The 23,807-nt window shown below is 63.8% G+C and carries 20 protein-coding genes and 5 pseudogenes; 13 read left to right on the top strand and 12 right to left on the bottom strand.

All coding sequences use genetic code 11. From position 1 onward, the window contains the following. Positions 1 to 4 precede the first annotated feature (4 nt). The 3 genes and pseudogenes from FEF27_RS11750 to FEF27_RS11740 all read right to left on the bottom strand — a co-directional run. A complete protein-coding gene (locus FEF27_RS11750; RefSeq protein ID WP_138171086.1) occupies positions 5 to 718 on the bottom strand; it encodes a hypothetical protein in 714 nt (237 codons plus the stop codon). Between the two features lie 54 nt (positions 719 to 772). Beyond that, positions 773 to 3,337, bottom strand: a complete 2,565-nt coding sequence (locus FEF27_RS11745) for an AAA family ATPase (protein WP_138171085.1) — start codon at positions 3,335 to 3,337, stop codon at positions 773 to 775. 59 nt (positions 3,338 to 3,396) lie between these two features. Continuing rightward, a pseudogene (locus FEF27_RS11740) lies at positions 3,397 to 3,717 on the bottom strand (integrase core domain-containing protein); the annotation flags it as partial. Here FEF27_RS11740 and FEF27_RS11735 point away from each other — a divergent pair. Next, positions 3,716 to 4,066 (top strand): annotated as a pseudogene (locus tag FEF27_RS11735) (integrase core domain-containing protein); the annotation flags it as partial. The pseudogenes FEF27_RS11740 and FEF27_RS11735 overlap by 2 nt on opposite strands. Before the next feature lie 12 nt (positions 4,067 to 4,078). Here the strand turns inward: FEF27_RS11735 and FEF27_RS11730 are convergent. The 7 genes from FEF27_RS11730 to FEF27_RS11700 all read right to left on the bottom strand — a co-directional run bounded on the left by FEF27_RS11730 (position 4,079) and on the right by FEF27_RS11700 (position 10,674). Further along, positions 4,079 to 4,522, bottom strand: coding sequence for a hypothetical protein (locus FEF27_RS11730; protein ID WP_138171084.1), 444 nt, complete (start codon positions 4,520 to 4,522; stop codon positions 4,079 to 4,081). Beyond that, positions 4,519 to 4,974 (bottom strand): transposase, encoded by a 456-nt coding sequence (locus FEF27_RS11725; RefSeq protein WP_138171083.1) that lies wholly within the window; start codon positions 4,972 to 4,974, stop codon positions 4,519 to 4,521. The genes FEF27_RS11730 and FEF27_RS11725 overlap by 4 nt, the downstream gene beginning before the upstream one ends. Before the next feature lie 63 nt (positions 4,975 to 5,037). Continuing rightward, a complete protein-coding gene (locus FEF27_RS11720) occupies positions 5,038 to 6,681 on the bottom strand; it encodes an acetolactate synthase large subunit (RefSeq protein ID WP_138171082.1) in 1,644 nt (547 codons plus the stop codon). Positions 6,682 to 6,715: 34 nt separating this feature from the next. Beyond that, positions 6,716 to 7,324: a CueP family metal-binding protein gene (locus tag FEF27_RS11715; RefSeq protein ID WP_138171081.1), complete on the bottom strand. Its 609-nt coding sequence runs from the start codon at positions 7,322 to 7,324 to the stop codon at positions 6,716 to 6,718. Positions 7,325 to 7,397: 73 nt separating this feature from the next. Next, complete coding sequence (locus FEF27_RS11710) at positions 7,398 to 8,708, bottom strand: MFS transporter (protein WP_138171080.1); 1,311 nt, start codon at positions 8,706 to 8,708, stop codon at positions 7,398 to 7,400. A gap of 128 nt (positions 8,709 to 8,836) precedes the next feature. Beyond that, positions 8,837 to 10,015 (bottom strand): FAD-dependent oxidoreductase, encoded by a 1,179-nt coding sequence (locus FEF27_RS11705; protein WP_138171079.1) that lies wholly within the window; start codon positions 10,013 to 10,015, stop codon positions 8,837 to 8,839. Next, positions 10,012 to 10,674: a TetR/AcrR family transcriptional regulator gene (locus FEF27_RS11700; protein ID WP_138171078.1), complete on the bottom strand. Its 663-nt coding sequence runs from the start codon at positions 10,672 to 10,674 to the stop codon at positions 10,012 to 10,014. Before FEF27_RS11700 ends, FEF27_RS11705 begins: the two co-directional genes overlap by 4 nt. 173 nt (positions 10,675 to 10,847) lie before the next feature. On the opposite strand from FEF27_RS11700, the gene FEF27_RS11695 reads away from it, so the two are divergent. The 10 genes from FEF27_RS11695 to FEF27_RS11655 all read left to right on the top strand — a co-directional run bounded on the left by FEF27_RS11695 (position 10,848) and on the right by FEF27_RS11655 (position 20,410). Then, positions 10,848 to 12,416, top strand: a complete 1,569-nt coding sequence (locus tag FEF27_RS11695) for an MFS transporter (RefSeq protein ID WP_138171077.1) — start codon at positions 10,848 to 10,850, stop codon at positions 12,414 to 12,416. 61 nt (positions 12,417 to 12,477) lie between these two features. Beyond that, positions 12,478 to 12,690, top strand: a complete 213-nt coding sequence (locus FEF27_RS11690) for a heavy-metal-associated domain-containing protein (RefSeq protein WP_138171076.1) — start codon at positions 12,478 to 12,480, stop codon at positions 12,688 to 12,690. A gap of 2 nt (positions 12,691 to 12,692) precedes the next feature. Further along, positions 12,693 to 13,667: a heavy-metal-associated domain-containing protein gene (locus FEF27_RS11685; protein WP_138171075.1), complete on the top strand. Its 975-nt coding sequence runs from the start codon at positions 12,693 to 12,695 to the stop codon at positions 13,665 to 13,667. Beyond that, positions 13,657 to 15,999 carry a heavy metal translocating P-type ATPase gene (locus FEF27_RS11680; protein WP_138171074.1) on the top strand — a complete coding sequence of 781 codons (2,343 nt, stop codon included), beginning with the start codon at positions 13,657 to 13,659 and terminating at the stop codon, positions 15,997 to 15,999. Before FEF27_RS11685 ends, FEF27_RS11680 begins: the two co-directional genes overlap by 11 nt. Before the next feature lie 39 nt (positions 16,000 to 16,038). Beyond that, a complete protein-coding gene (locus tag FEF27_RS11675) occupies positions 16,039 to 16,317 on the top strand; it encodes a YHS domain-containing protein (RefSeq protein ID WP_138171073.1) in 279 nt (92 codons plus the stop codon). Positions 16,318 to 16,442: 125 nt separating this feature from the next. After that, positions 16,443 to 17,018, top strand: a complete 576-nt coding sequence (locus FEF27_RS11670; RefSeq protein ID WP_138171072.1) for a YdhK family protein — start codon at positions 16,443 to 16,445, stop codon at positions 17,016 to 17,018. 112 nt (positions 17,019 to 17,130) lie between these two features. Beyond that, positions 17,131 to 19,287: a heavy metal translocating P-type ATPase gene (locus FEF27_RS11665; RefSeq protein WP_138171092.1), complete on the top strand. Its 2,157-nt coding sequence runs from the start codon at positions 17,131 to 17,133 to the stop codon at positions 19,285 to 19,287. Positions 19,288 to 19,303: 16 nt separating this feature from the next. After that, complete coding sequence (locus FEF27_RS11660; RefSeq protein WP_138171071.1) at positions 19,304 to 19,624, top strand: metal-sensitive transcriptional regulator; 321 nt, start codon at positions 19,304 to 19,306, stop codon at positions 19,622 to 19,624. Positions 19,625 to 19,640: 16 nt separating this feature from the next. After that, a complete protein-coding gene (locus FEF27_RS13800) occupies positions 19,641 to 19,772 on the top strand; it encodes a hypothetical protein (protein WP_272896816.1) in 132 nt (43 codons plus the stop codon). A gap of 284 nt (positions 19,773 to 20,056) precedes the next feature. Further along, positions 20,057 to 20,410 carry a hypothetical protein gene (locus FEF27_RS11655; RefSeq protein WP_243729218.1) on the top strand — a complete coding sequence of 118 codons (354 nt, stop codon included), beginning with the start codon at positions 20,057 to 20,059 and terminating at the stop codon, positions 20,408 to 20,410. Here the strand turns inward: FEF27_RS11655 and FEF27_RS11650 are convergent. After that, a pseudogene (locus FEF27_RS11650) lies at positions 20,399 to 21,301 on the bottom strand (IS3 family transposase); the annotation flags it as partial. The gene FEF27_RS11655 and the pseudogene FEF27_RS11650 overlap by 12 nt on opposite strands. 264 nt (positions 21,302 to 21,565) lie before the next feature. On the opposite strand from FEF27_RS11650, the gene FEF27_RS11645 reads away from it, so the two are divergent. Beyond that, complete coding sequence (locus tag FEF27_RS11645) at positions 21,566 to 22,609, top strand: IS110 family RNA-guided transposase (RefSeq protein ID WP_138171069.1); 1,044 nt, start codon at positions 21,566 to 21,568, stop codon at positions 22,607 to 22,609. A 17-nt stretch (positions 22,610 to 22,626) separates the two neighbouring features. On the opposite strand, the pseudogene FEF27_RS11640 reads toward FEF27_RS11645, so the two are convergent. Next, positions 22,627 to 22,902: pseudogene (locus tag FEF27_RS11640) on the bottom strand (transposase); the annotation flags it as partial. A gap of 64 nt (positions 22,903 to 22,966) precedes the next feature. On the opposite strand from FEF27_RS11640, the pseudogene FEF27_RS13675 reads away from it, so the two are divergent. Continuing rightward, positions 22,967 to 23,807: pseudogene (locus FEF27_RS13675) on the top strand (IS3 family transposase); the annotation flags it as partial.

Genomic DNA, 23,807 nt, shown 5'->3' with positions numbered 1-23,807 from the left:
GCGTCTACTGCGCGAATCTGAAGTCGCGATAGGTGCTTCTCACGTTGAAGCGGCGTCCTTGTTTCCTGCGTTCCAGGAAGCCCGTGATCGTCTCGATGTCGTTGGGCCGCATCTTCAGTTCACGGCATTTGGCTCGAACTTGCTCAACGGTGATGGGGGCCCATCGTTCCGGGCAGTTCATCATGTCCGCCTTGAGCTTGTCTTCTTCGTTCCACTTCAGACCCGAGTCGTATCCAGCTGCCCAAAGGGCGATGTGCTCCAGGATCTCCCCGACGCCGTTCGGCAACGGCTCGGCCGCTTCCACGGGTGCCGGCTGAGGTGCGGGCTGCACAGTCTCACCAGGCAGAAGTCGCACTGGGTTCGTGTCCTCGATCCACGTCGCAGTCTCGGCCCGCCCCCACTCGATGACGACAAGCGCATCTGCGTCGGCGCCCCAAAGATCGTTGAGGTGCTTCCGGTCCGGCCAGGCATAGAGCACACGGTGATTCGCGAGCGAGCCCGTGAACAAGCCGCGCCAGGTGAGGTGTGTGACTCCTGGACTGGCAGCAACGCGCCGGAGGATGTCGCTGTCGAACTGCTTCTGCGGCGTTACGACAACGATGGAACCGCCACGCTGTTCCAGAAGCCACTGGACGGCGCGGGCGTTCTGAGACTCACGCGAGTCTTGCTCGCCCAGTTGCGACACTGCAACAGGGAAGGGGTACTCGGTCGATGACATGCCGTCGCTCCTTGCTCTATCCCGTGAGCGGGACCTGTCGCTCACCATCAGGTATCACTTCGAGAGGTACTTCCGGACGCGCTTCTGCCACTCGGTCAGGCGTTTCAGTTCGCGTTCGAGGTCCGCCGGTTCGGGCGCGACGTAGTTGGTCTCAGCGGCCTTGTCGTGGCGTCTTCCCCAGAGGGATGTTGCACCGTAGCCGTCTTGGACGTCCTGGTTGTCAGCGTCGGTGATATCTGCGAGCAGGCGGAACTTCATCATCCGCACCTGTGAACGTCCGCGGTCGAATACTTGGTTCATGACCTCAGTGGTCACACTGCGTTCCCAGGTCTCAGAGAGGTATCCCGCCCATGTGGCAACACGTTCCTCCCACTCGTCCTGAACGAGGCCAGGACGCTCCTTCTTGAGCTTCGCGAGTTCGCTTGTGAGGTGGGTGACGCGCGAACCAAAGTCCTTCGCCTTCCATGGGAAGCTGTCGATGCAGATGCCGGGATCGACTCCGCGGCGTTCCACAGCGCGCTCGGTAAGAGCAACACCTTCTCGCTCTGCTGCCGCGGCAAGGTCGCCCGTGAAAGCGACATCGTGGGTGAAGACCACCACCTGCCGGTCTTGGGCGAGTTGGGCCAGCCGTTCGGCGACCTTATCCCGCCGAACGTGGTCCAAGGACGTGACTGGGTCATCAAAGATGAGTGCCGACTTTGACTGATCGAAGACTGCCTCCGTAAAAAACCCTGCGAGTCCGAGAGCGGTCTGTTCACCCTCGCTGAGCACGGTGTGTGCAGCTACACTCTTGGCGGCACCCAGCAGGCCCGGTTTCTGGTTCAGCTGCCCCTTACGTCCGCCAAGATCCTGCAACGTCACCTTCTGAAGCCGCAGACGCTCGGCTTCTCGGCTGAAACGGTCCAGGATGCGATCGGTGGCGTGCTCGCGAGTGAGCGCAGATGCCTTCTGTGTGATGCTCTTCGTGTCCGCAGCGGTGCGCGCCAACTTCAAGTCCTTTAACTCGCCCAAGCGCTGGACTTCGGCCTTGACCTTATCCACCGACTCTGAGAGTCGAACACGTGCCTGCAGCTCGGCCTTCTCATCTCTCAGTTCAGTCACCGCGGCTCGGAACTGCGTCACATCCGTTGCGGTAGCACGCTCCAGGAGCTTCGTAGCAAGAGCGGTGAGTTTGTCAGGGACGTCGATCACCGTGAGTGGTGCGGGAGCGGGATCCTCGCTGGTCAGGTGTAGCACGATGGCATCACGCTGATTCTCAAGCTTGGTGAGAAGTGCGGTGGCTGCGACGCCGAGCTGGGTGTCGTGCGCTTCCAAGGCGGTGAGAGCAGAGGTTCGGGCAGGTGTCGCGAACTCCAGTGTTTGCAGTTCGCTGAGGCTTGAGGCGAAGTTCTGCTCGGCAGTGACGGCGTCGCGTTCAGTGGTGTCGGTCATGTACTGGTCGAACTGACGGAGGCGGGTCTTAGCCTTATCGTCGAGCGTCTGCTGGCATAGCACGCAGACCGCGCCGTCGTCAGTGACCGGGAACTGGTGGGCGTGGTATGCCTCAGCGATCGAGTAGTTACGCGCTGCGCTCCACAGCAGACGCCAGGTCTCCGAACCCACACCGGCCAGTGGCTCATCCTCGAATGAGGATGCTGCCGCGACCGACGCGGCTGCCCGCGCTGCGGCCGAGGCAACTCGGAGTTCTGCCCGTGCGGTCGTCTTCTCTGTCCCCAGAACGTCGAGTAACCGAGCCAGATCGTTGCCCAACGTCTTGGCTTCGTTCGCGAGCGTGGTCAGCCGCGTTTTTTCCTTCTGTGGGTCGGTCGCTGCGAGCCTCGCCTCTTCCTTGAGCACCTCGGCCAGCCGCTCGTTCGTCCCCTCGGCTAGGGCGGTAGCGGCCTCGACCTGTGTAGTGGTCATGACTTCGGTAAGAGTTGACAGGAAGGCTCCTGCTGTCGTTGTCGGCGGCAAATCCAGGGCGAGAGCCTTAGCTTCATTGGCTTTGATCCGCGTGGCGATTTCACTTCGCACCTCGTCACACACCTGGATGAGGCCGTCCAGGAGAGTCAGTGCCGAGGGACGGTATGAGATCGTCGATTCTTTGGTGAGATACTCGTCCCCGCAGTGCTCGTCGTAGAAGCTCATCTTCAGCAGCTCCGGTGGTGGCGTGGCGGGGAACGCGAGCGTGTGATCCTCGCCAGCAACCCGGTAGTGCAATGCACCGGAAGGTTGGTCTGGTGAGTCCTGAAAGACGTTGGGGAGGATGTCGGACCGGTGTCGGGCGTTTACCATTGCCTTGATCAGCCGTGCATACCCGGACTTACCGCTGCCATTGTCACCATAGATGACGGTGATGCCCGTTGTCGCAAAGCTCAGATGCTGGCCGCTCACGAGAGCGTTCACTCCGCACAGCTCAGCGACCGCCGCGAGGTCAACCTGCTTGACCACAGCGGACTTCACCTGGATGCTTTTGGCCTCTTGGCTCGGCGCATTGTTGTTGCCCGCCAACACCTCATCAACGAGGTCCGTGATTTGCTCCGGCTCGTACTGCTCGCCATTGGCGATAGCGACGAGCACGCCTTGTTGCCATCCAGGGCGGTCCAATGCCCAGGTAATGATGTCACTCTCGATCGTCATAACTCATGATCTCACTCTTGGGGCTGATGCAGGAACGGGTGACAGGTGGGGTTTCCTTGTCAGGCCGCTAGTGTCAGCGCCTGCGTGAGCAGTTTCTCCTCATAGGCGATCGGGGTCAACTTCCCCAGCCCTTTCTGCTTCCTCTTTCGGTGATACGTCCGCTCAATCCACGGCACTATCCTCAGTCGCAGCTCTTCTCGGGTGGCCCAGGGCTTCGCGTCGAGGACGTTGTTCTGCAGCAGCGAGTAGAAGGATTCCATGGCCGCGTTGTCTCCGGCCGCGCCGACTCGGCCCATGGATCCGACCAGGCTGTGATGTTCCAGAGCGCGGAGGAATTTCTTTGCTCGAAATTGAGATCCGCGGTCCGAGTTAACCGGAATTCGGGTTAACAGCGATGCAGGGGCTCAATTCACATCCATTCGCTACGGGGAAAGACTGGCCGAGATCGGGGCCACGCCCTCGATTGGGACGGTCGGGGACTCGTATGACAATGCTCTGGCGGAGACGGTCAATGGCTACTACAAGGCCGAGCTGATCCGTGGTCCGCACAGGGCCGAACGTGGCCCCTGGAAGACCGTGGAGGACGTGGAGCTGGCCACCCTGGGATGGGTGCACTGGCACAACACCGAACGTCTTCACGGGTATCTCTCAGACCTGCCGCCGGTGGAGTTCGAGGGCCTGTTCTATGCTGAACCAACCAGCGTCACCGACCTGGTGGAATCCCAATAGCCGGAGCCTCCATCAAACCCAGGGCGCTTCAATGTCCCAGGACCAGACCTGATTGGGTTCGGTGGCAACCAGTTCGGGGATCACCCTGGGTGGATGGGTTGCTTGGGTGCGGCGTTCCCCATTCATCGCAGCGTCTTTGAGGATCCGGTGCATAGTGCGTTGGGAGCAGTAGTACCGGCCAGCATCAAGCTCACAGGCCCATACCTGGGCCACCGAGGCATCAGCATACTGATCACTGGTAAGCACCTGCAGGATCTCTTCGCGTTCCTGGGCGCTGAGTTCGGCTGGGTGGTGTGGCTTCGGATGGGGCCCATACACCCTGGGTGTCGGGTTCACGTCCCGGTAGTGAGTAGCCCGTGACCGGCCTACCAGGGCACAGGCCCAGACCACACCGATCAGTGCTGCCAGCACGGTCACCGTCTGTGCTTGCCAGCCCCGCCAGGTGCTGCGGGTCACTGCTGGTCCCCCTTGTTTTTCGATAGTGCCTCCAAGAAGGCGACACCTTTTCCCAAGACTTCTAACGCCTCCTCTCTTTTGGCGATGGTTTTATCCTTCTTCACCGCTTCGGCTTCAAGCTTGGTGACCTGTCTCTCCAACTCAGCAATGCGCTGCTGTTCCGGGGACCTCTTCGCGCGAGGATTTTTCGGGGTGCTCATGCCTCCTAGTGTTCCGGCTTCCAGCTCCCGGCACCAGCGTTGGACCGTGGACTCATAGAGCCCCTCAGCCCGCACTAAAGCTCCTTTCTGGCCCACCGGGGTGGCTTGGTACTGGGCAACAACACGGCGTTTGAACTCCACCGGGTAGGACCGCCGCTTCGCGTGCAAGGCCCGGGGACCAGCCTCGGAACCAGCCGGGGTGGTGGACGACTGCGGAGTCATCTCCGCGGTCTCAGTAATCATCAGAGTCATAACCGGAGTCTTCCTTCTCTCTTAGGTAGTGACCCAGTCCCATTAACGATCAGCTCGGGTGTCTCACACCAGTCTGGCGGATAGGGGTTCCTCGATGAGCACGCGGGTGTTCTCGGAGTAGTCCACCGGGACGTGGATGAGCTGCACTCCGCCCTGGGCGAATGCGTCTTCCAGGGCGGGGCCAAGCTGTGCCGCTTCGGTGATGTGGGTGCCGGTGGCGCCGTAGGCCCTTGCGTAGGCGACGAAGTCGGGGTTGCCGAAGGTCATGCCATAGTCGGGGAACCCGTCAACAGCTTGTTTCCATCGGATCATGCCGTAGGCGTGGTCATCGAGGATCACGACCACGAGGCTGAGACCGAGACGGACGGCGGTTTCGAGTTCTTGGCTGTTCATCATGAACCCGCCGTCGCCGCAGACGGCCATGACCCGACGACCCGGGTGCAGGAGTGCGGCGGTGATCGCCGAGGGCAGGCCGGCTCCCATGGTGGCCAGGGCGTTGTCGAGCAGGAGCGTGTTCGCGGTGGTGGTGCGGTAGTTGCGGGCGAACCAGATTTTGTACATCCCGTTATCGAGGGCGACGATGCCGTCATCGGGCATGACCTGGCGAACCTGGTGCACGATGCGTTGCGGGGTGAGCCGGTCCTCGGTGGCTCTGTCGGCGACCTTCGCGAGGAGGCGCTCACGCAGCGGCAGCAGCGCTCCGGCGTGCGGTATGTGTCCGGCGAGTTGTTCGGTGAGGGCGTGCAGGGTGTGGTGGAGATCACCGATGACTTCCAGGTGCGGGGTGTAGACCTCTTCGACGGTGGCCGGCTGGTAGTCGAGATGCACGACCCGTGGCCCGTCGGCTTGCATGGTGAACGGGGGTTTCTCGACGGTGTCGTGGCCGATGGTGATGATCACGTCGGCCTGCTCGATGGCCTCGTGCAGGTAGTCGCCTTCGGTCAGGGCGGCGGTGCCCAGGTATAGGTCGGTGCATCCGGAGACGGTGCCCTTACCCATCTGGGTGGTGAAGAACGGAATCCGCGAGCGAGAGATGAACTCGGTCAGCGCCTGGGTGCATCGTGGTCGTGCGGTGGCAGCGCCGAGCATGATCAACGGACGCTTGGCTCCCGAGATCACCTCGGCGGCGGCGTTGATCGCCTCGGTGCTGGCGGTGGGCAGGACGGGGTGAGCGGGCTTGATGAGGTCCAGGCGGGGTGTGGTGGTGGCGGCGATGTCTTCGGGAAGTTCCAGGTGCACCGGGCCGGGCCGTTCAGCCTGTGCGACACGGAAGGCTTCGCGGACCAGGGTGGGGATTGTGCCGGGCGAGACGATCTGCTGGGTCATCTTGGTCAACGGCTTCATCGCCGCGATCGTGTCCACGATCTGGAAGCGTGCCTGCGCGGCGGTGAGGATGCCTTTCTGGCCGGTGATCATCACCATCGGCATCGCCCCGAGCAGCGCATAGGCCGCTCCGGTGGACAGGTTGAGGGCACCGGGGCCGAGCGTGGTCAGGCACACCCCTGGCCGGCCGGTGAGTCGCCCGTGGGTGGCGGCCATGAAGGCGGCTGCCTGCTCGTGGCGGGTCAGAATCAGTTCGATGCTGGAGCGGCGGATCGCGTCGAGCAGATCGAGGTTCTCTTCGCCGGGCAGTCCGAAGATGCGATCGACGCCTTCGTTCTCCAGTCCTGCGACGAGCAGATCGGCTGCGGTGAAAGTGGTGGTCATGATGGCGGTGGCCCTCCTTGTCTGCTCGAATCGATCAGGTCAGCTGCAGCGTGGTGAGGCAGGTCGGGGCGTCCTCGGCGGTGGAGATCGGAACCGCGGCAGAGCGCTCACCCTGGGTGACGGTGAGGGTGGCTTCGATGTCACGGGGCAGCCAGAGCCCGGCGAAGCCGTTGTCGTAGGTGCGCACGGTCTCATCGACGAGCACCGCATCAGTCTCGTCGGTGACGGTGATCTCGATCTCCTCGTTGGCCAGTTCTCCCAGGCAGGTGGTGAGGCTGTGGAAGTGGCATTCGTGGGTGTGCTCGATGAACGGGGCGAAGGAGAGGTAGAACTCGTTCTCCGGCAGCGGGACGGTGGTCTCGTTGCCGCTGGTGTCGTAGAGCACGAGCGTCTCAGGTTCGACTGAGGCGATCAGCTCCTCGGGGCGGTCCGCGACCGGCATCGCATCGAGGTACTCGGTGATCTCTCGCCCGTCGAGACCATCGAGGTCATAGTCGGCAAGCCAGTTCTCGCTCGCATCCGTGGTGGCCGGGCTGGTTTCGGTGTCGCTTACTTCGGATGCGGTGGAGCAGCCTGACGCGAACAGGGCCAGTGCCAGGGCGAGGGTGATCGCGGTTGCGGTGTGTGGTCTGGGGTGGGTCATCGTTCTCCATGGGGTCGACGTTCCTGGGCAGTGTCTCCGGTTTGGTGTGCGGTTACGTGCCACCACGGTGTGGTCAGACGGGGCGTGCGCAGGAGCATTGGGTTGCAGTGAGGGTGGCTTCTTGGGCGACGGCCTCTTTCTTGAGGGGGCGGTCAATGCCGCCTGGGGGTGGCGGTGGTGCGGGTGCTTGTTGGGTGGTGGCTGGCCAGAGCAGGACGGCGCCTACGGCACCGGTGACGGCGAGAGCTGCTAGGAGAGACCAAGCCCAGGTGAATCCGGCTGCGGTGCCGACCCAGCCGGCGATCGGGTAGGTCAGCAGCCAGGCCATGTGGGAGAGAGAGAACTGGGCGGCGAATGCCGCGGGTAGTTCGGAGGGACGTACCGCGGAGCGGATGACGCGACCGGTGGGGGTGACGATCAATGCCATGCCGGCGCCGATGATGATCCAGATTGCGATGGTGGCCACCCACGAGACAACAGCAGTCCCGGTCATGGCCACGGCCGCCAGCACGCCGACCAGGAGCACGATCGTGCCGGTCATCATCACTCTTCGGTCGGCGACGCGGTCCATGATCCAGGGCAGCGCGAGTGCGACCAGGAGGGTCCCGCCTCCGGAGGCGGCCAGTGCCCACGCCACATCGGACTGGGTGCCAGCCAGGGTGTCGCGAACGTGGTTGACGGTGTTGACTACGACGATGGAGCCGGCCGAGGCGACGACCAGGTTCAGGGCGATCACGCCGCGCAGGGATGTGGTCGAGGTGAAGGTATGGATACCGGAGGAGACGCGCGCCCATGGCCCGGCGTGGTCGCTGGGTCGCGCGTTGGGGATGCGGGTGGCCAGTACGAGCATCGCGGAGATCACGAATCCGACGGAGGTGGCGATGAACAGCCAGTTGAAGGTCATGAAGGTCAGGGCGATGGCGGCCAGGACGGGGCTGAGTAGGGTCTCCATGGTGTAGGCGACCTGGGATGCCGACAAAGCTCGGGTGTAGTCGCTCTCCTTGGTGACAATGTCGGGGATGGTGGCTTGGAAGGTGGGCGTGAACGCGGCCGATGAGGCCTGCAGGATGCCGATGAGCAGGTAGATGTGCCACACCTCGGTGACGAATGGCAAAGCGAGGACCACCAGCGCGCGGGCGACATCGAGCAGGACCAGGAACATACGTCGGGGCAGGCGGTCGGCGTAGGCGGCCGCCAGGGGGGCGATGAGGACGTACATGACCATCTTGATGGTCAGGGCCGTGCCCAGAACGGCGCCAGCGTTCTGTCCGGCAAGGTCGTAGGCGAGCAGGCCGAGGGCGACGGTGGCCAGGCCGGTGCCGAACAGCGCGATGACTTGGGCGCTGAACAGGCGACGGTAGTCGCGGATGGCGAAGAGGCCCATTTGGTATGCGTTTCCTTCTATCGTGGTGTGGGAGTTCTGGCGTGCCGAACCGGCCCGTGGCCTGGCGCTGTGCGGGCTTGTCTACCGTGTTCGTCTGTCTCGGTCCTGCCTGGTCCTGTTGCGGGGGTCTAGTTCTGGGTGTGTTGGTGGTGCAGGCGAGGTGCCCACTGGTGGATGAGTGCGACTGTGTCGAGGCCGGTGGCCGCGACCGGCGCTCCGGCGTGTTCGTGGAGCACCACTGTTGGATCGTCGGAGATCAGTCGTGCGGTGCTGCCGGGGGTCGGGTGTCCGGCTCCGGCGAGGATGTGTCCGTGGATGCTGGAGGTGAACGTCGAGACCGGGCGGTAAGCACCGGGATCGTCACCGAGGCCGTGGTCGTACAGCAGCGTGTTCGCGGCGTGGGCTCCTTGGGCTGCGGCGTCGTCCCAGTGATCGATGCGATACGCGCCGAGGTCTGGATGCTCATGGATGGCGACTCCACCGGCGGCGTAGATGCGCTGATCTGGTGCCTGCCGTAGTCGCAGTCGGTCATCGACCGGGATTCCTTCGGGTCCGTTCCATGGTGAGGGGGCTGCTGGGAGGGTGCCGTGGGCGATGATCGCGAGATCACCTTCAACCCGGTCCCCGCCGTCGAGGACGATGCTGATGTGGTCGGGGTGGGTGCGCACTGCCTGGATGGTGCGACCCAGGTAGGTCGCCCCGCGTGCCTGGTGCAGGTCCAGGAGTTTCTTGGCGATGTGCTCCCCGAATACTGAGGTGCCCGGCAGGGTGGAACGGCTGATCAGGGCGACATCGTGTCCAGCGGCGCTCAGCAGTGAGGAGGTCTCTGCGGCAAGTACCCCAGCGCCGAGAATCAGCACCCGTGCCGAACCGGGAAGTGCCGCGAGCTGGTCACGGATACCGGTGGCATCGGTCAGCGAATGCAAAGTGGTGAGCTTGCCGGTGGCCAGGGCATCGTTCCGACCAAGGACATCTTCTCCTAGGGTATGGGGCCGGCTGCCGGTGGCGATGATGATCCCGTCGTAGGTGCGACTCTCGCCAGAGGCGATGTGGACCTGGCGTGCACGGGGGTCGATGCCACGCACGGTGTCGGATACCAGAGCCGCCCCGGTCTCTGGCAGAGCCGTCTGTTCGGGGCTGAGTAGGCCGATCGCGACGCCCTTGTTGACCAGGGTGCGGTTGAACGGCTGTTCCCCGGTGCGGGCGAACACATCGGCCTGAACCTCTGGCGAGACAGCCTGCAGGGTTTTCGCGGCCGCGGCACCGGCCGCTCCTGCACCAAGGATGCCGACGCGGACCGGGCTCATCGCCCTTGCTCCGAATGGGCGTCATGAGTGAAGGCTGGCAGCAGGATCGCGTCGATGAACCACGGCGCGTCGTCGGGATCGAGCTTGCCGGTGCGGACTTCCTCAGCGGCCCCGTTGAGCACCACGTGGGTGGTGGTCAGCAGCCAGCTCACCGGCAGATCGGAGCGGAACGCGCCTTCAGCCTGGCCGCGTTCAAGAAGTCCCCGCATGCGGGCCTCGGCCTTCTCGTGCAGCTCGCGGATCCGGCCTGGGGAGAGTTCCTTCTGTGCTGCGGCAAGTACCGCGCGTGACTGATCTACGAACACCCAGCTGGAGGCCACCAGACGCTGAAAAGCATCACGTGCATCGCCATCGAGTGAGATTTCGCTCAAGACGTCCTCGGCGCGTTCGAGACTCTCCAGGAGAGCAGCATCGATGAGTTCGGGTCGGGTACGGAAGTGCCCGTAGAGCGTCTGACGGCCCACACCGGCCTCGGCAGCGATATCGGCTACCGAGGCGTCAGGGTTCTTCCGGATCGCGGTGACTGCACCAGCCAGGATCTTGGCCCGGTTGCGCAGGGCATCGGCACGCTGGTTCGCCGCGCCCCGACTTCCAGTGCCCGGGCTCCCGGTGCGACTGCTCAATCGCTCACGTGTAGCAGCGGCCTTCTTGGTCGCCATCACTCCACCTTTCATCTCGGACGGGAGTGTATGAGATAGTGTAGCCGTTATAAGTCGGACTTGCATGTTTGATTTTGTGGGTGGGTGAGCCGTCTGGCGACCCAAGGCCAGGCGAAGGAAGGAGCACGAGCCATGAGAACGACTAACACGACACGCGCGGGAGGTGACCGGTCATGAATCAGACCACCAACGCGCCAGCCCCCAAGGCGGGGGCGAAGCAGTGGTGGGGTCTGGCGGTGCTGGTCACCCCCTCGACGCTGCTGTTCATGATGCTGACCATCCTGTTCCTGGCCGCGCCGAACATGGCCGCCGACCTGAACCCATCCAGCACCCAGCTGCTGTGGATTCTGGACATCTACGGCTTCGTCATGGCCGGATTCCTGGTGGCCATGGGCGTCCTCGGCGACCGGATCGGCAAGCGCCTGCTCATGATCATCGGGGCGATCCTCTTCGCCGGCGTCTCGATCGCGGCATCCTTGACCACGAGCGCTGAGCTGATGATCACCTGGCGGGCGATTCTGGGCTTGGCTGCAGCCATGATGATCCCTGCCACCCTGGGATTGATCTTCGTGCTCTTCGCCGATGCCAAGCAGCGCGGCGTGGCCATCGGGGTGTGGGCCGGCGGTATCTCCGCCGGTGTCGCGCTCGGCCCACTGCTCTCCGGTGTGCTGCTGGAGGGCTTCGGCTGGCAGGCCACCTTCCTGGTCGCGGTGCCGATCATGGCGCTGGTCGTCATCGGTGCCCCGCTGCTGCTGCCCGAGCACAAGGACCCGAACGCGAAGATCGACCTGTTCAGCGCTCTGCTGCTGGTCGGCGGACTGCTGGCGATCATCTACGGCGTCAAGCGCTTCGCCGCACAGGAGCCGGCCGGCCCCTCGATCGGACTTCTGGTCGCAGGTGCGCTGGTCGGGCTGTGGTTCGTTATCCGGCAGCTGCGGGCTGAGAAGCCGCTGCTGGATGTGCGGCTGTTCGCCAACCGCACCGTCTCCGGAGCACTGGCAGTGTTCCTGCTCTCGGCCGCGGCGCTGGGTGGCGTGTACTCGATATTCACCCAGTACCTCCAGCAGGTCCAGGAGCTCTCGCCCCTGCAGGCGGGCCTGTCAATCCTGCCCGCGGCGGCGGTGCTGATCGTGGTCTCCACGCTCTCCCCGGTCTTCGCCCGTAGGTTCCGTCCCGGCAATGTGATCGCGATCGGTCTACTGACGCAGGTCGTGGGCTACATCCTGTTCACCCAGCTCGACGCCGGTACTGGTCTGGCGCTGGTGATCGCGTCCTTCGTGATCACCTACCCCGGTGTCGCTCCGTCGATGGCACTGACCACGGACCTCGTCGTCAGCTCCGTGCCCCCAGAGAAAGCCGGCGGAGCCTCGGGGCTGGCGACCACCGCGAACGACCTGGGCATCTCCCTGGGTGTCGCCGTGATCGGCAGTGTGGGGATCGCCGCCTACCGGAATCAGATCGGCGGGCTGCTGCCCGACGGACTGCCCGCCGATGCGGCCGCAGCGGCATCGGACAGCGTCGACGGCGCGATGGCCACCGCAGCCGAACTGCCTGGAGCGCTCGGTGAGCAGCTCATCAGCGCAGCGCAGGAGGCATTCACCGGCGGATTGAACACCGCCGCGATCGTCTCGGCCTCCATTGCAGTCCTGGCGGCGATCATCGCCGCCACCCGGCTGCGCCACGTCCGCCCCACCGGCGAAGCGCAACAAGCCGACGAGAGCGCTGACACGACCACCAGTTGACCTATACCCCCTATGGGTATAGTCTCGAATAAGTCATACACGAGTGAAGGAGTTAGAGATAATGGCAACCACGACTGAGTACCAGGTGACCGGGATGAGCTGCGGGCACTGCGAAGGTGCGATCCGCAGCGAGGTCTCCGAGATCGACGGGGTGACCGGCATAGAGGTCAACGCCCAGACCGGGCACCTGGCCGTCACTGCCGAGTCGGCCGTCGATGATGCCGCGGTGATCGCTGCGGTCGATGAGGCCGGCTACACCGCCGTCAGGAGCTGAACATGAAGGCTCCTGCACGGCTGGGCCTGTACGGGCTGATCCTCGTGGCCGTGTTCGCCGTGGCTGGGTTCACGGCGAACGCGGTCGTCCCGGAGGACACCGTGCAGGCCTGGGTCGAAGAGACCCCAGAAGACCACCACGGAACAGACGAACACGACGAAGGAGATCAGATGAACGGCGGGCATGAGGGCCACGAGGCCGATGCGGCCTCGCTCGGCCTCGGCCTGGCCCAGGACGGCTACCAGCTCACCAGCGTGAGCGCCCCCACCGGAACCGGCGACGAGGGCGAGCTGACGTTCGCCGTTCGGGGCCCCGACGGGCACCCGGTGACCGACTTCGAACTCGATCACGAAGAAGAGATGCACCTGATCGCCGTTCGGGCTGATGGGCAGCACTTCGCCCACGTCCACCCCGAACGCGACGAGGACGGCACCTGGTCGATCCCGTGGCAGTGGGAGGCGGCCGGCACGTACCGGGTCTTCGCGGACTTCGTGCCCGCTGAAACCGGGGAGGGCCTGACCCTGTCGACCACGGTGCAGATCGACGGCGACTATGAGTCAGTTCCGGCTGAGCCCACAGCGGAGATCTCGGTCAACGGGTTCGACGTGGCCGTCGAGGGTGACCTCGTCGCAGGTTCAGCATCTGAGCTGACGATGACCGTCACCCGCGAGGGCGAACCGGTAACTGCACTGGAGCCCTACCTGGGGGCATTCGGTCACCTGGTGGCTTTGCGCGACGGGGACCTGGCCTATCTGCACGTCCACCCACACGGGGACGCACCCGATGCCGGTGAGACCTCCGGCCCGGAGATCGTCTTCGAGGCCACCGCCCCCACCGAGGGCCGGTACCTGCTCTACCTGGACTTCCAGGTAGAGGGTGAGGTGCATACCGCCCCCCTGGTGATCGACACCACCAGCAGCACTGACTCTGGCGAAGGCCAGGAGGGCAATGAGGAAGGAGAGGACCATGACCACTGAGAGCACGAGCGCGCAAGACACGAGCGCTCACGTGAATCTCACCGGGGTGGAGCTGCAGATCGGTGGCATGACCTGCGCCTCCTGCGCCAACCGGATCGAGAAGAAGCTCAACAAACTCGACGGCGTCGAAGCCAGCGTGAACTACGCCACCGAGAAGGCCAGCGTCACCGCCCCCGAGGGCTACGACCCGGGCCTGCTTATCGCCGAGGTGGAGAAGACCGGCTACACCGCCGAACTTCCCACCCCCAAGGGCGAAAAGCCCAGCACGACCGAGGAGGGCGAGTCTCGCGAGGATGCCGAGATCAGGGTGCTGAAACAGCGGCTGATCGGTTCGGCGATCCTGGCGGTGCCGGTGATCTTGATGGCGATGATTCCGGCGCTGCAGTTCGACTTCTGGGGCTTCGCGTCCCTCGCTCTGGCCGCCCCGGTGGTGGTGTGGGCCGGATGGCCCTTCCACAAGGCCGCCTGGGCGAACTTCAAACACGGTGCGGCCACGATGGACACGCTGATCTCGGTGGGTACCAGTGCCGCACTGATCTGGTCACTGGTCGCATTGTTCTTCGGCACCGCCGGAGACCGCGGGGTGGTCCACCCCTTCGAGCTGACTATCTCCCGTAGCGACGGACTGGGACATATCTACCTGGAGGTCGCCGCCGGGGTGATCACCTTCGTGCTGCTGGGCCGCTATTTCGAGAAGACCTCCAAACGTCAAGCCGGGGCCGCCCTGCGTGCCCTGCTGGAACTGGGCGCGAAGGAAGTCTCGATCCTGCGTAACGGTAAGGAAGAACGCGTCTCCATCGATGAGTTGTCGGTCGGTGACGAGTTCGTGGTCAGGCCTGGTGAGAAGATCGCCACTGACGGGGTGATCACCTCCGGTAACTCGGCTATCGATGCCTCGATGCTCACCGGCGAGTCCGTGCCGGTTGAGGTCAGCGTGGGTGACACCGTTGCCGGTGCCACGGTCAATGCCGGTGGTCGCCTGGTCGTGAAGGCCAGCCGGGTCGGTTCGGATACCCAGTTGGCGCAGATGGCGAAGATGGTCGAGGACGCCCAGTCGGGCAAGGCCGAGATTCAGCGCCTGGTCGATCGGGTCTCGGGTGTGTTCGTGCCGATCGCGATCGCTGTGGCGGTCGCCACCCTGGGTGCCTGGCTGATGGCCGGCTTCCCGGTCAGCGCGGCGTTCACTGCGACGGTGGCGGTGCTGATCATCGCCTGCCCGTGCGCGATGGGCCTGGCCGCACCGACCGCGCTGCTGGTCGGCACCGGACGCGGAGCCCAGATGGGCGTGCTCATCAAGGGCCCCGAGGTGCTGGAGTCCACGAAGAAGGTCGACACGATCGTGCTGGACAAGACCGGCACCGTCACCACCGGCAAGATGACCCTGACCGATGTGCTCCCCGCCCCAGGCGTGAGCCGTGATGAGCTGCTGCGCATCGCAGGCGGCCTCGAGGACTACTCCGAGCATCCGATCGCCCAGGCCATCGCCGCCGGAGCCACCGCACAGGTCGGTGAACTGCCCGCCCCGGAGTCCTTCGACAACATCGAGGGCAAGGGCGTCCAAGGCGTCGTCGACGGTCACGCCGTGGTCGCCGGCCGAGAGGCGCTGCTGGCTGATTGGTCGATGCACCTCGACGAGGAACTCAAGGCCGCCAAGCAGGCCGCAGAGTCCGAGGGCAAGACCGCGATCACCGTCGGCTGGGACGGCCAGGCGCGCGGGGTGCTGGTGGTCTCTGACCAGATCAAGCCCACCAGTGCTGAGGCGATCAGCCAGTTCAAGGACCTGGGGCTCACTCCGGTGCTGCTGACCGGGGACAACCAGACCGTGGCCGAGCAGGTCGCCGCCGAGGTCGGCATCACCGAGGTCATCGCCGAAGTGCTGCCGAAGGACAAGGTCGACGTCGTCGCCCGCCTCCAGGGCGAAGGCAAGGTCGTGGCCATGGTCGGCGACGGTGTCAACGACGCCCCCGCCCTGGCCCAGGCCGACCTCGGCCTGGCGATGGGCACCGGCACCGACGTGGCCATCGAAGCCGCTGATATCACCCTGGTCCGCGGTGACCTGCGGGCGGCCGCGGATGCGATCCGGCTCGCGAGGCGCACGCTGCGCACGATCAAGCAGAACCTGTTCTGGGCCTTCGGCTACAACAGCGCCGCCATCCCGATTGCGGCCTTCGGGCTGTTGAATCCGATGCTCGCCGGAGCGGCCATGGCCTTCTCGTCCGTCTCGGTGGTCTCCAACAGCCTGAGGCTGCGCAGGTTCAAGGCCAAGGCCGACAACCAGAACACCCCAGCAGACAGTGCCCCTGTCCCGGCACGCGAGCCGGCGCAGGTCTGAGAAGAACCCGTCATCAAATCAGAAAGGACACCATTCACGATGACTGCAAACGACCACCACAACCACGGAAACGATCACGACCACGGCAGCGCCTCTGGCGGCTGCGGCGGCCACGCTCCCAACACCGAGGACCTCGCTAAGGCGAACAGCGACGATGTCACCGAGTGCCTGGTCATGGCCGGCACCCCGGTCCTCAAGTCAGACGCTGAGGCCGCCGGGCTCTACCGCGACTACGAGGGTGAGCGGTACTGGTTCTGCTGCGCGGCCTGCGGCCCGCTCTTCGACGCCGACCCCGACCGGTACGCCAACGCGGCCTGAAACCGCACAGGGACAACGGATTCCGCGCTTGCCAACGCAGCTCTACCGGCAAGCGCGGAATCCACCACTCGGCGCCCTGTGGCCACCGCCAGCGGAGCCAACGCAGAAAAGCAAGGACCAGACACATGAAGAAGAAACTGAGACTCACCCTGGGAGCCGCAGCACTGTGCAGCGCGTTGATGCTGGCCGGCTGTGCTTCGGCAGATAACGATGAACCGACGACCTCAGAGCCGTCGGCAGAACACGACGACCACGGAGGCCACGGCGATATGGAACACCCGACTGACGGCGGACCGGTGCCCGAAGGTATGACCGAGGCCGCCGACCCCGAATACCCAATCGGCTCGGAGGTGACGCTGACCGCAGATCACATGCACGGCATGGACGGCGCGACCGCGACCATCGTCGGCGCCTACGACACCTACACCTACTCCGTCGACTACACCCCCGAAGGCGGCGAACCCGTCACCGATCACCAGTGGGTCGTGCAGGAGGAAATCGAGGACGCCGGTGACGAGCGTCTCGCCGACGGTGCCGAGGTGGTGCTGCTGGCCGATCACATGGAGGGCATGGCAGGCGTCACCGCGACGATCGCCTCCTCCACCGACGAGACCGTCTACGTCGTTGATTACGAGGCCGACGGCATGACCATGACCAATCACAAGTGGGTCGTTGAAAGCGAGATCGAACCCACGAGCTGAACCCACCGCCGAACCACGGAGGCGAGCACGGGTCGAACCGAACAGGAGAAACGAGACAGGCATGAACAACACACACAGTGGCCACCACCACGACCATGGTGGTGAGCACACGATGCACGACGACCGGTCTGAGCATCACGGCCACGGTCATCACGGTCACCATGGACACAGCAGTCATGACGACCACCACGGCCACAACGGTCATGAGCACCACGGCGGTCATGACGACCACAGTGGCCACGCCGGACACGCTGGACACGGCGGTCATGGCGGGCACGCGGGTCATGGGGATCATGTGGGGCAGTTTCGCCGGTTGTTCTGGATCATGCTCGCCCTGGCGATCCCGGTGGTGGGGTTCAATGAGATGTTCGCCCACCTGGTCGGCTACCACCTGCCCGAGGCCGAATGGGTGTGGTGGGTCTCCCCGATCTTGGGCACCATCGTCTACTTCTGGGGCGGCTGGCCGTTCCTGACCGGTGCGGTCAGCGAGATCCGCTCGCGCAAACCGGGCATGATGCTGCTGATCGGCTTGGCGATCACGGTCGCGTTCATCGCCTCCTGGGGCGCGACCCTGCATATCCTGGATCATGAGCTGAACTTCTGGTGGGAGCTGGCCCTGCTGGTGGTGATCATGCTGCTGGGTCACTGGATCGAGATGCGCTCCCTCGCCCAGACCACCTCGGCGCTGGACTCCCTTGCCGCCCTGCTGCCCGATGAGGCCGAGAAGGTCGACGGCGACGACGTGGTGAAAGTCGCCCCGGCCGACCTCGCCGTCGGGGATGTGGTGATCGTCCGTCCCGGCTCCTCAGTACCGGCCGACGGCAAGATCGTCGACGGCTCGGCGTCCATGGATGAGTCCATGGTCACCGGGGAGTCCAAGCCAGTACGGCGTGAGACCGGCGACCACGTCGTCGCCGGCACCGTCGCCACCGACTCCGGAGTCCGGGTCGAGGTCACCGCGATCGGGGATGACACCGCCCTGGCAGGAATCCAGAAGCTCGTGACTGATGCCCAGGCGTCATCGTCCCGCGCGCAGAGGATCGCCGATACTGCAGCGGCCTGGCTGTTCTGGTTCGCCCTGGGGGCTGCGGTGATCACCGCGATCACATGGGCGCTGCTCGGGATGCCCGATGCCGCGGTGGTGCGCACCATCACCGTGCTGGTGATCGCCTGCCCGCATGCACTCGGCCTCGCAATCCCGCTGGTGGTCTCGATTGCCACCGAACGAGCCGCCCGCGGCGGGGTGCTGGTCAAGGATCGTCTCGCGCTGGAGTCGATGCGCACCGTGGACTCGGTGCTCTTTGATAAGACCGGCACCCTGACCAAGGGTGAGCCCACCGTGACCGCCATCGAGCCGGTCGGGGGACGCAATGAGGATGAGGTGCTGGCGCTGGCCGCAGCCGCTGAGGCAGACAGTGAGCACCCACTGGCCCGAGCGATTGTCGGTGCCGCCAGCAACAAGGAGCTCCGGGTGCCCAGGGCCTCGGACTTCTCCTCCTCACCGGCTGTCGGGGTCAAAGCCACCGTCGATTCAGTGGTGGTCGAGGTCGGTGGCCCGTATCTGCTCGAACAGCAGAATCGAGACGAGTTGCCGGTGGCTGACACCTGGCGCGAGGAAGGAGCGATCATCCTCCACGTCCTCGCCGACGGAGAAGTCATCGGAGCGCTGCGCCTGGCCGATGAGATCCGGCCTGAGTCCCGCGACGCCGTCGATGCCCTCCACGCCCGCGGGGTGCAGGTGGTCATGATCACCGGAGACGCCCAAGCCGTGGCAGAGACCGTCGCCAAAGACCTGGGTATCGACCGGGTCTTCGCAGGCGTCCGCCCGGAAGACAAGTCAGCCAAGGTCAAAGAGCTCCAGGACGAGGGTCGCAAGGTCGCGATGGTCGGTGATGGTGTCAACGACGCCCCCGCCCTGGCCCAAGCCGATGTCGGTATCGCCATCGGCGCCGGCACCGATGTGGCCATTGGTTCCGCGGGGGTGATCCTGGCCTCCTCTGATCCGCGCTCGGTGCTCTCGGTGTTCGAGCTCTCCCGTGCCAGCTACCGGAAGATGAAGCAGAACCTGTGGTGGGCCGCCGGCTACAACCTCGCCGCCGTCCCACTGGCCGCCGGCGTGCTGGCCCCGGTCGGGTTCGTACTGCCGATGAGCATCGGCGCGATCCTCATGTCGGTCTCCACCGTCGTCGTGGCGTTGAATGCTCAGCTGCTGCGCCGCCTCGACCTCACCCCCGAAGCGAGCACCGACAGAATCCTCGACCGCTCCTGACAGATAAGGACACATCATGACCACCACCGCACCCACCGTTGAAGAGGCGGCGACCGGCCACGGCTACATCAGCGACAAGAACCGCTATCTCGCCAGGCTCAAGCGCATTGAGGGCCAGACCCGTGGCATCCACCGCATGATCGACGAGGACAACTACTGCATCGACATCCTCACTCAGATCAGCGCGATCACCTCCGCGCTGAACAACGTCGCGCTGGGGTTGCTCGATGACCACCTCAAACACTGCGTCACCAACGCCATCGAAACCGATACCGCCGACGCCGAGCAGAAACTCCGCGAGGCCTCAGCCGCGATCGCACGCCTCGTGAAGTCATGAGCCAGGAGCAACAGCAATGAGCATCACCACCCGCAGCCTGCAGACCCTCGCCGAACACGGGCACCTCAGCCTCACCGTGCGACGCTGCTGCCAAACCCTCCACTGGGTCTTCACCGTGCGACTCGGCCGTAACTCCGGTGGATCGTAGAGCATGAGACCGGCATCATGGCCCCACTGTCCGCAAGAGGGCGATCCAAGCACTTAGCTTGCAGGGGCAAGGGCGCCAGAGCCCTTCGGATGTCGGATGGCAACCAGCGCTCCGACCCGATGAGCGAGTCGTGAGCGCAAATGAACAGGTGCTCTCCCACTCACCGAATACCAGGCTCAGCGGCGTCAGGTACATCGATGAGGCGAGATTTGGTCGAGTACCAAGTTCTCCTCGCTCGGACCCAAACGGTACATCGACCCATCGGACCATTGGCATTCGACTGCGTGAAGGTCATCATTGTACGTGATGGTTCGGCGATCTTGTTCAGTGAGTTCGGGCAGAAACCCGTGACCGTAGGTGATGTCGTCGTGCTTGGCCCCAATGTATTGTGCGGCTCCGAACCCGAAGGGCACATCACAGTCACTACGATCTACGCCGACACTGATTACCTGATCGACCAGGCGTTCTGGCAATACGCCCGCATTTTGCACGACAAGCTCGATGCGCCGGCCTTCGTCAGAGAGACCTTCACCGAACCTGCGCAGATTATTCGGTTGGGTGAGGATCACGTTGGACTGTTGATGCCGGGGCTGATGCAGGAACGGGTGACAGGTTGGGTTTCCTGTTCAGGCCGCTAGAGTCAGGGCCTGGGTCAGTAGTTTCTCCTCGAACTTGACCGGGGTCAATTTCCCGAGTTCCTTCTGCTTCCTTCTTCGGTGATAAGTCCTCTCGATCCACCGGACTATAGAGCTCCGAAGCTCCTCGCGGGTGGCCCAGGGCTTCGCGTCGAGGACGTTGTTCTGCAGCAGGCTGAAGAAGCTCTCCATCGCGGCATTGTCTCCGGCAGCACCGACTCTGCCCATCGAGCCGACCAGGCTGTGATGCTCCAGAGCCCGGAGGAACTTCTTTGCTCGAAATTGAGACCCGCGGTCGCTGTGGACTATGCATCCGCCCACCTCAGCGCCAGATCGAGCTCTGTTCGCCACGGCGTTATTCAGGGCCCGCACCGCCAGTGAGGACTTCATCCTGGTGTCGATGGAATAGCCGATGATCCTCCGGGAGCAGGCGTCTTTGATCGCGCACAGATACAGCTTGCCCTCACCGGTGTGGTGTTCGGTGATATCGGTGAACCACACTTCGTTGACTTTCTTCACGGTGCTGAACTGCCGCTGCACCAGATCATCGTGGACAGGCGGGCCCGGACGGGTCCCCTTGCCCTTCTTACGCTTGCTGATCACCGAGAAGACCCCTTGGGTGTGGCACAGCCGCCAGGCGGTGCGGTGGGCCATGTGGACCCCGGCGACCTCCTCCACGGCGTCGGCCAGGTATCGGTACACAAATTCGGGGTCATCGCGGTGGGCATCGATCAGAGCGTTGAGCCGGTGAGCTTCTTCCCACTCTGCGTCAGTGATGGGGTTGGCCAGCCACCGGTAATAGGGCTGGCGGGCGATCTTCAGCACCCGGGACGTCACCGCCACAGGGATTCCTGAAGCGGCGAGATCGCGGACGAGCGGGTACTTCTGTAATGGGTAGTGGCCGACCTGTGGCTGGCTGAGATGCTGAGTTCAGTCCTAGTGCGTGACCCCGGGTATTTCCGACCCTCCGATTCAAGAGGTGTCTTTAAAATGACGTGTCCGCGCTGGGACGGGCTCGGCTTCTGCGCACAGATGCCTTAATTAGAAGCCTGTCCGACCGCCAATGAAACGGTGGCCGTGACTCATTACAGATGTGGACTCTGAGCGACCACACGAGCCGGGCAGACCTTATCCGCTCTATGTCCTTAGAGGATGATCATGATTCCAGTCCCTGAAGTTTTCGACTACATCGTGGGCATCGACACCCATGCCCGAACCCATACCTATTGCCTGATCGACTCCCGTACCGGCGCGATCATTGACAGCGCCCAGTTTCCGACCTCAAAGCCCGGCAACGCGCGGGCGATCACTTGGATCCAACGGCGCAGCAAGAACGGCAACATTCTGGCTGCAGTCGAAGGTACCGCATCCTACGGCGCCAGCATCACCATGTCTCTCAGAGCAGCCGATATCGAAGTCACCGAAGTCCGCCCTGGCCCTAAGCGAGAACACGCACACACCGGAAAATCTGACACAATCGATGCCGAGTCCGCCGCACGACGAGTACTGCGTAGCAATGTGGAATCTCTTGCCCAACCCCGCGCTTCCGGTGAACGAGCCACTCTGCGCGTACTTCTCTCTTCTCGATCATTAATCGATCAACAGCGCACAGCCAACCGCAACTCTCTTACCGCTCTGCTGCGCAGCTTCGAGCTGGGCGTCGATGCCCGCCGCCCACTAAAAGACACCCAAATTGCTGCTATTGCTAGATGGCGAGTTGTCACCGACCCTGCCATTGAGCCTCTACGAAGTGAAGCGAAACGGCTGGCAGCGACCGTGATCGAGCAGACTCGGCTACTGGAGGAAAACCACCAAAAGCTCGCCAAGTTCACCGAGCATTTGGCCCCTGGACTCCAAGAGATTCAAGGAGTCGGCCCAGTCACCGGAGCGATCCTCGTCACCGTCTACTCCCACCACGGGCGGATCAGCTCAGAAGCTGCCTTCGCGGCACTCGGTGGCATATCACCACTGCCCGCGTCCTCTGGGAACACCACTAGGCACCGCCTCTCACGATCTGGCGATCGCCAACTCAACAGGGCTATCGAAGTGATCACCCGCACCCGCATCAGCTGTGACCCCACGACTCAGGACTACGTGGCCAGAAGACAAGCTGAAGGGCTGAGCAAACGAGAGATCCGTAGATGCCTAAAACGCTACATCTGCCGAGCCCTCTACCGAGAGCTGAAGACTCGCATGGCTTGACAGAAGGCATAGAAGCGTCATTTTGACGGGATCTGAGCTTGACCGAAGTAGGCAGCAGCCCGTCGCATCACCTCCAGCTCCTGCTCCAGGGTGCGGTTGCGGCGGCGCAGGGCGCGCAGCTCGTCCCTCTCCTCAGTGGTCAGGCCAGGTTTGCGATCATTGGGGTTTCCGGCGTCCAGTTCGGCCTGGCGAACCCATTTGCGGATGGTCCCTTCATGCAGACCGAAATCAGCAGCTACTTCGGCCAGCGTGGTGTTCTCGTCCCTGTTCTGGGCAACGCGGACCACATCGTCGCGGAACTCTTTGTGAACCGTACTGGGTTTGGTTCCGTCCTATTTGATTCAGGAGGATTGGACCATGACCAGCACTAGGACGGGGTATACCTCGGAGTTCAAGCAGCGTGCTCTGAGGATGATGGAGGACCATCGGCGTATTGAGGAGTCATCTCGGTGGAGCGCGGCTGCAGCAGTCGGTGAGAAGCTCGGTGTTTCGCCGCATACGTTGAATAACTGGGCGAAGCAGGCCCGCCGGGACGCCGGCGAGGAGTCTGGGGCCACCAGTCAGGAACTCGCTGAGCTCACACGGTTGCGTCGCGAGGTCAGGGAACTCAAACGCGCTAATGAGATCCTCAAGAGCGCTTCGGCGTTTTTCGCCGCGGAGCTCGACCGTCCCACCACGAGATGATCCGCTACATCGATGCACACAAGGATCGTTTCGGGGTCGAGCGCATCTGCCGCGTCCTCAGCGAAGCAGAAGGTGGGTTCATCACCTCTCGCGGCTACCGGGCAGCCAAGACCAGGGTCCGCTCGGCCAGAGACCTCAAAGACGACATGCTGATCCCTGAGATCCAGCGCATCTACGCGGAGAATTACAGCGTCTACGGGGTGCGGAAGATGTGGCACGCGATGCGCCGAGAAGGCTGGGACATCGGCCGGGACCAGACCTACCGTCTGATGCGCAAAGCCGGGATCACAGGAGCCGTGCGGGGCCGGAAACCTCGCACCACGGTCCCTGCCCCGGTGCCGGATCATCGTCCTGATTTGGTGGAGCGCAACTTCAAAGCACCCGCACCTGGGGTGCTGTGGGTAGCTGACATCACCTACGTCAGAACGTCAGCGGGGTTCGTCTACACCGCCTTTGTGATCGATGCTTACTCCCGCAGGATCGTGGGCTGGGCGACCAGGTCTTCGATGACCAC

Source organism: Nesterenkonia sphaerica, assembly GCF_005771565.1.
In the GTDB taxonomy this organism is placed as follows: domain Bacteria; phylum Actinomycetota; class Actinomycetes; order Actinomycetales; family Micrococcaceae; genus Nesterenkonia; species Nesterenkonia sphaerica.
This window is presented reverse-complemented; position numbering and strand designations above follow the sequence as displayed.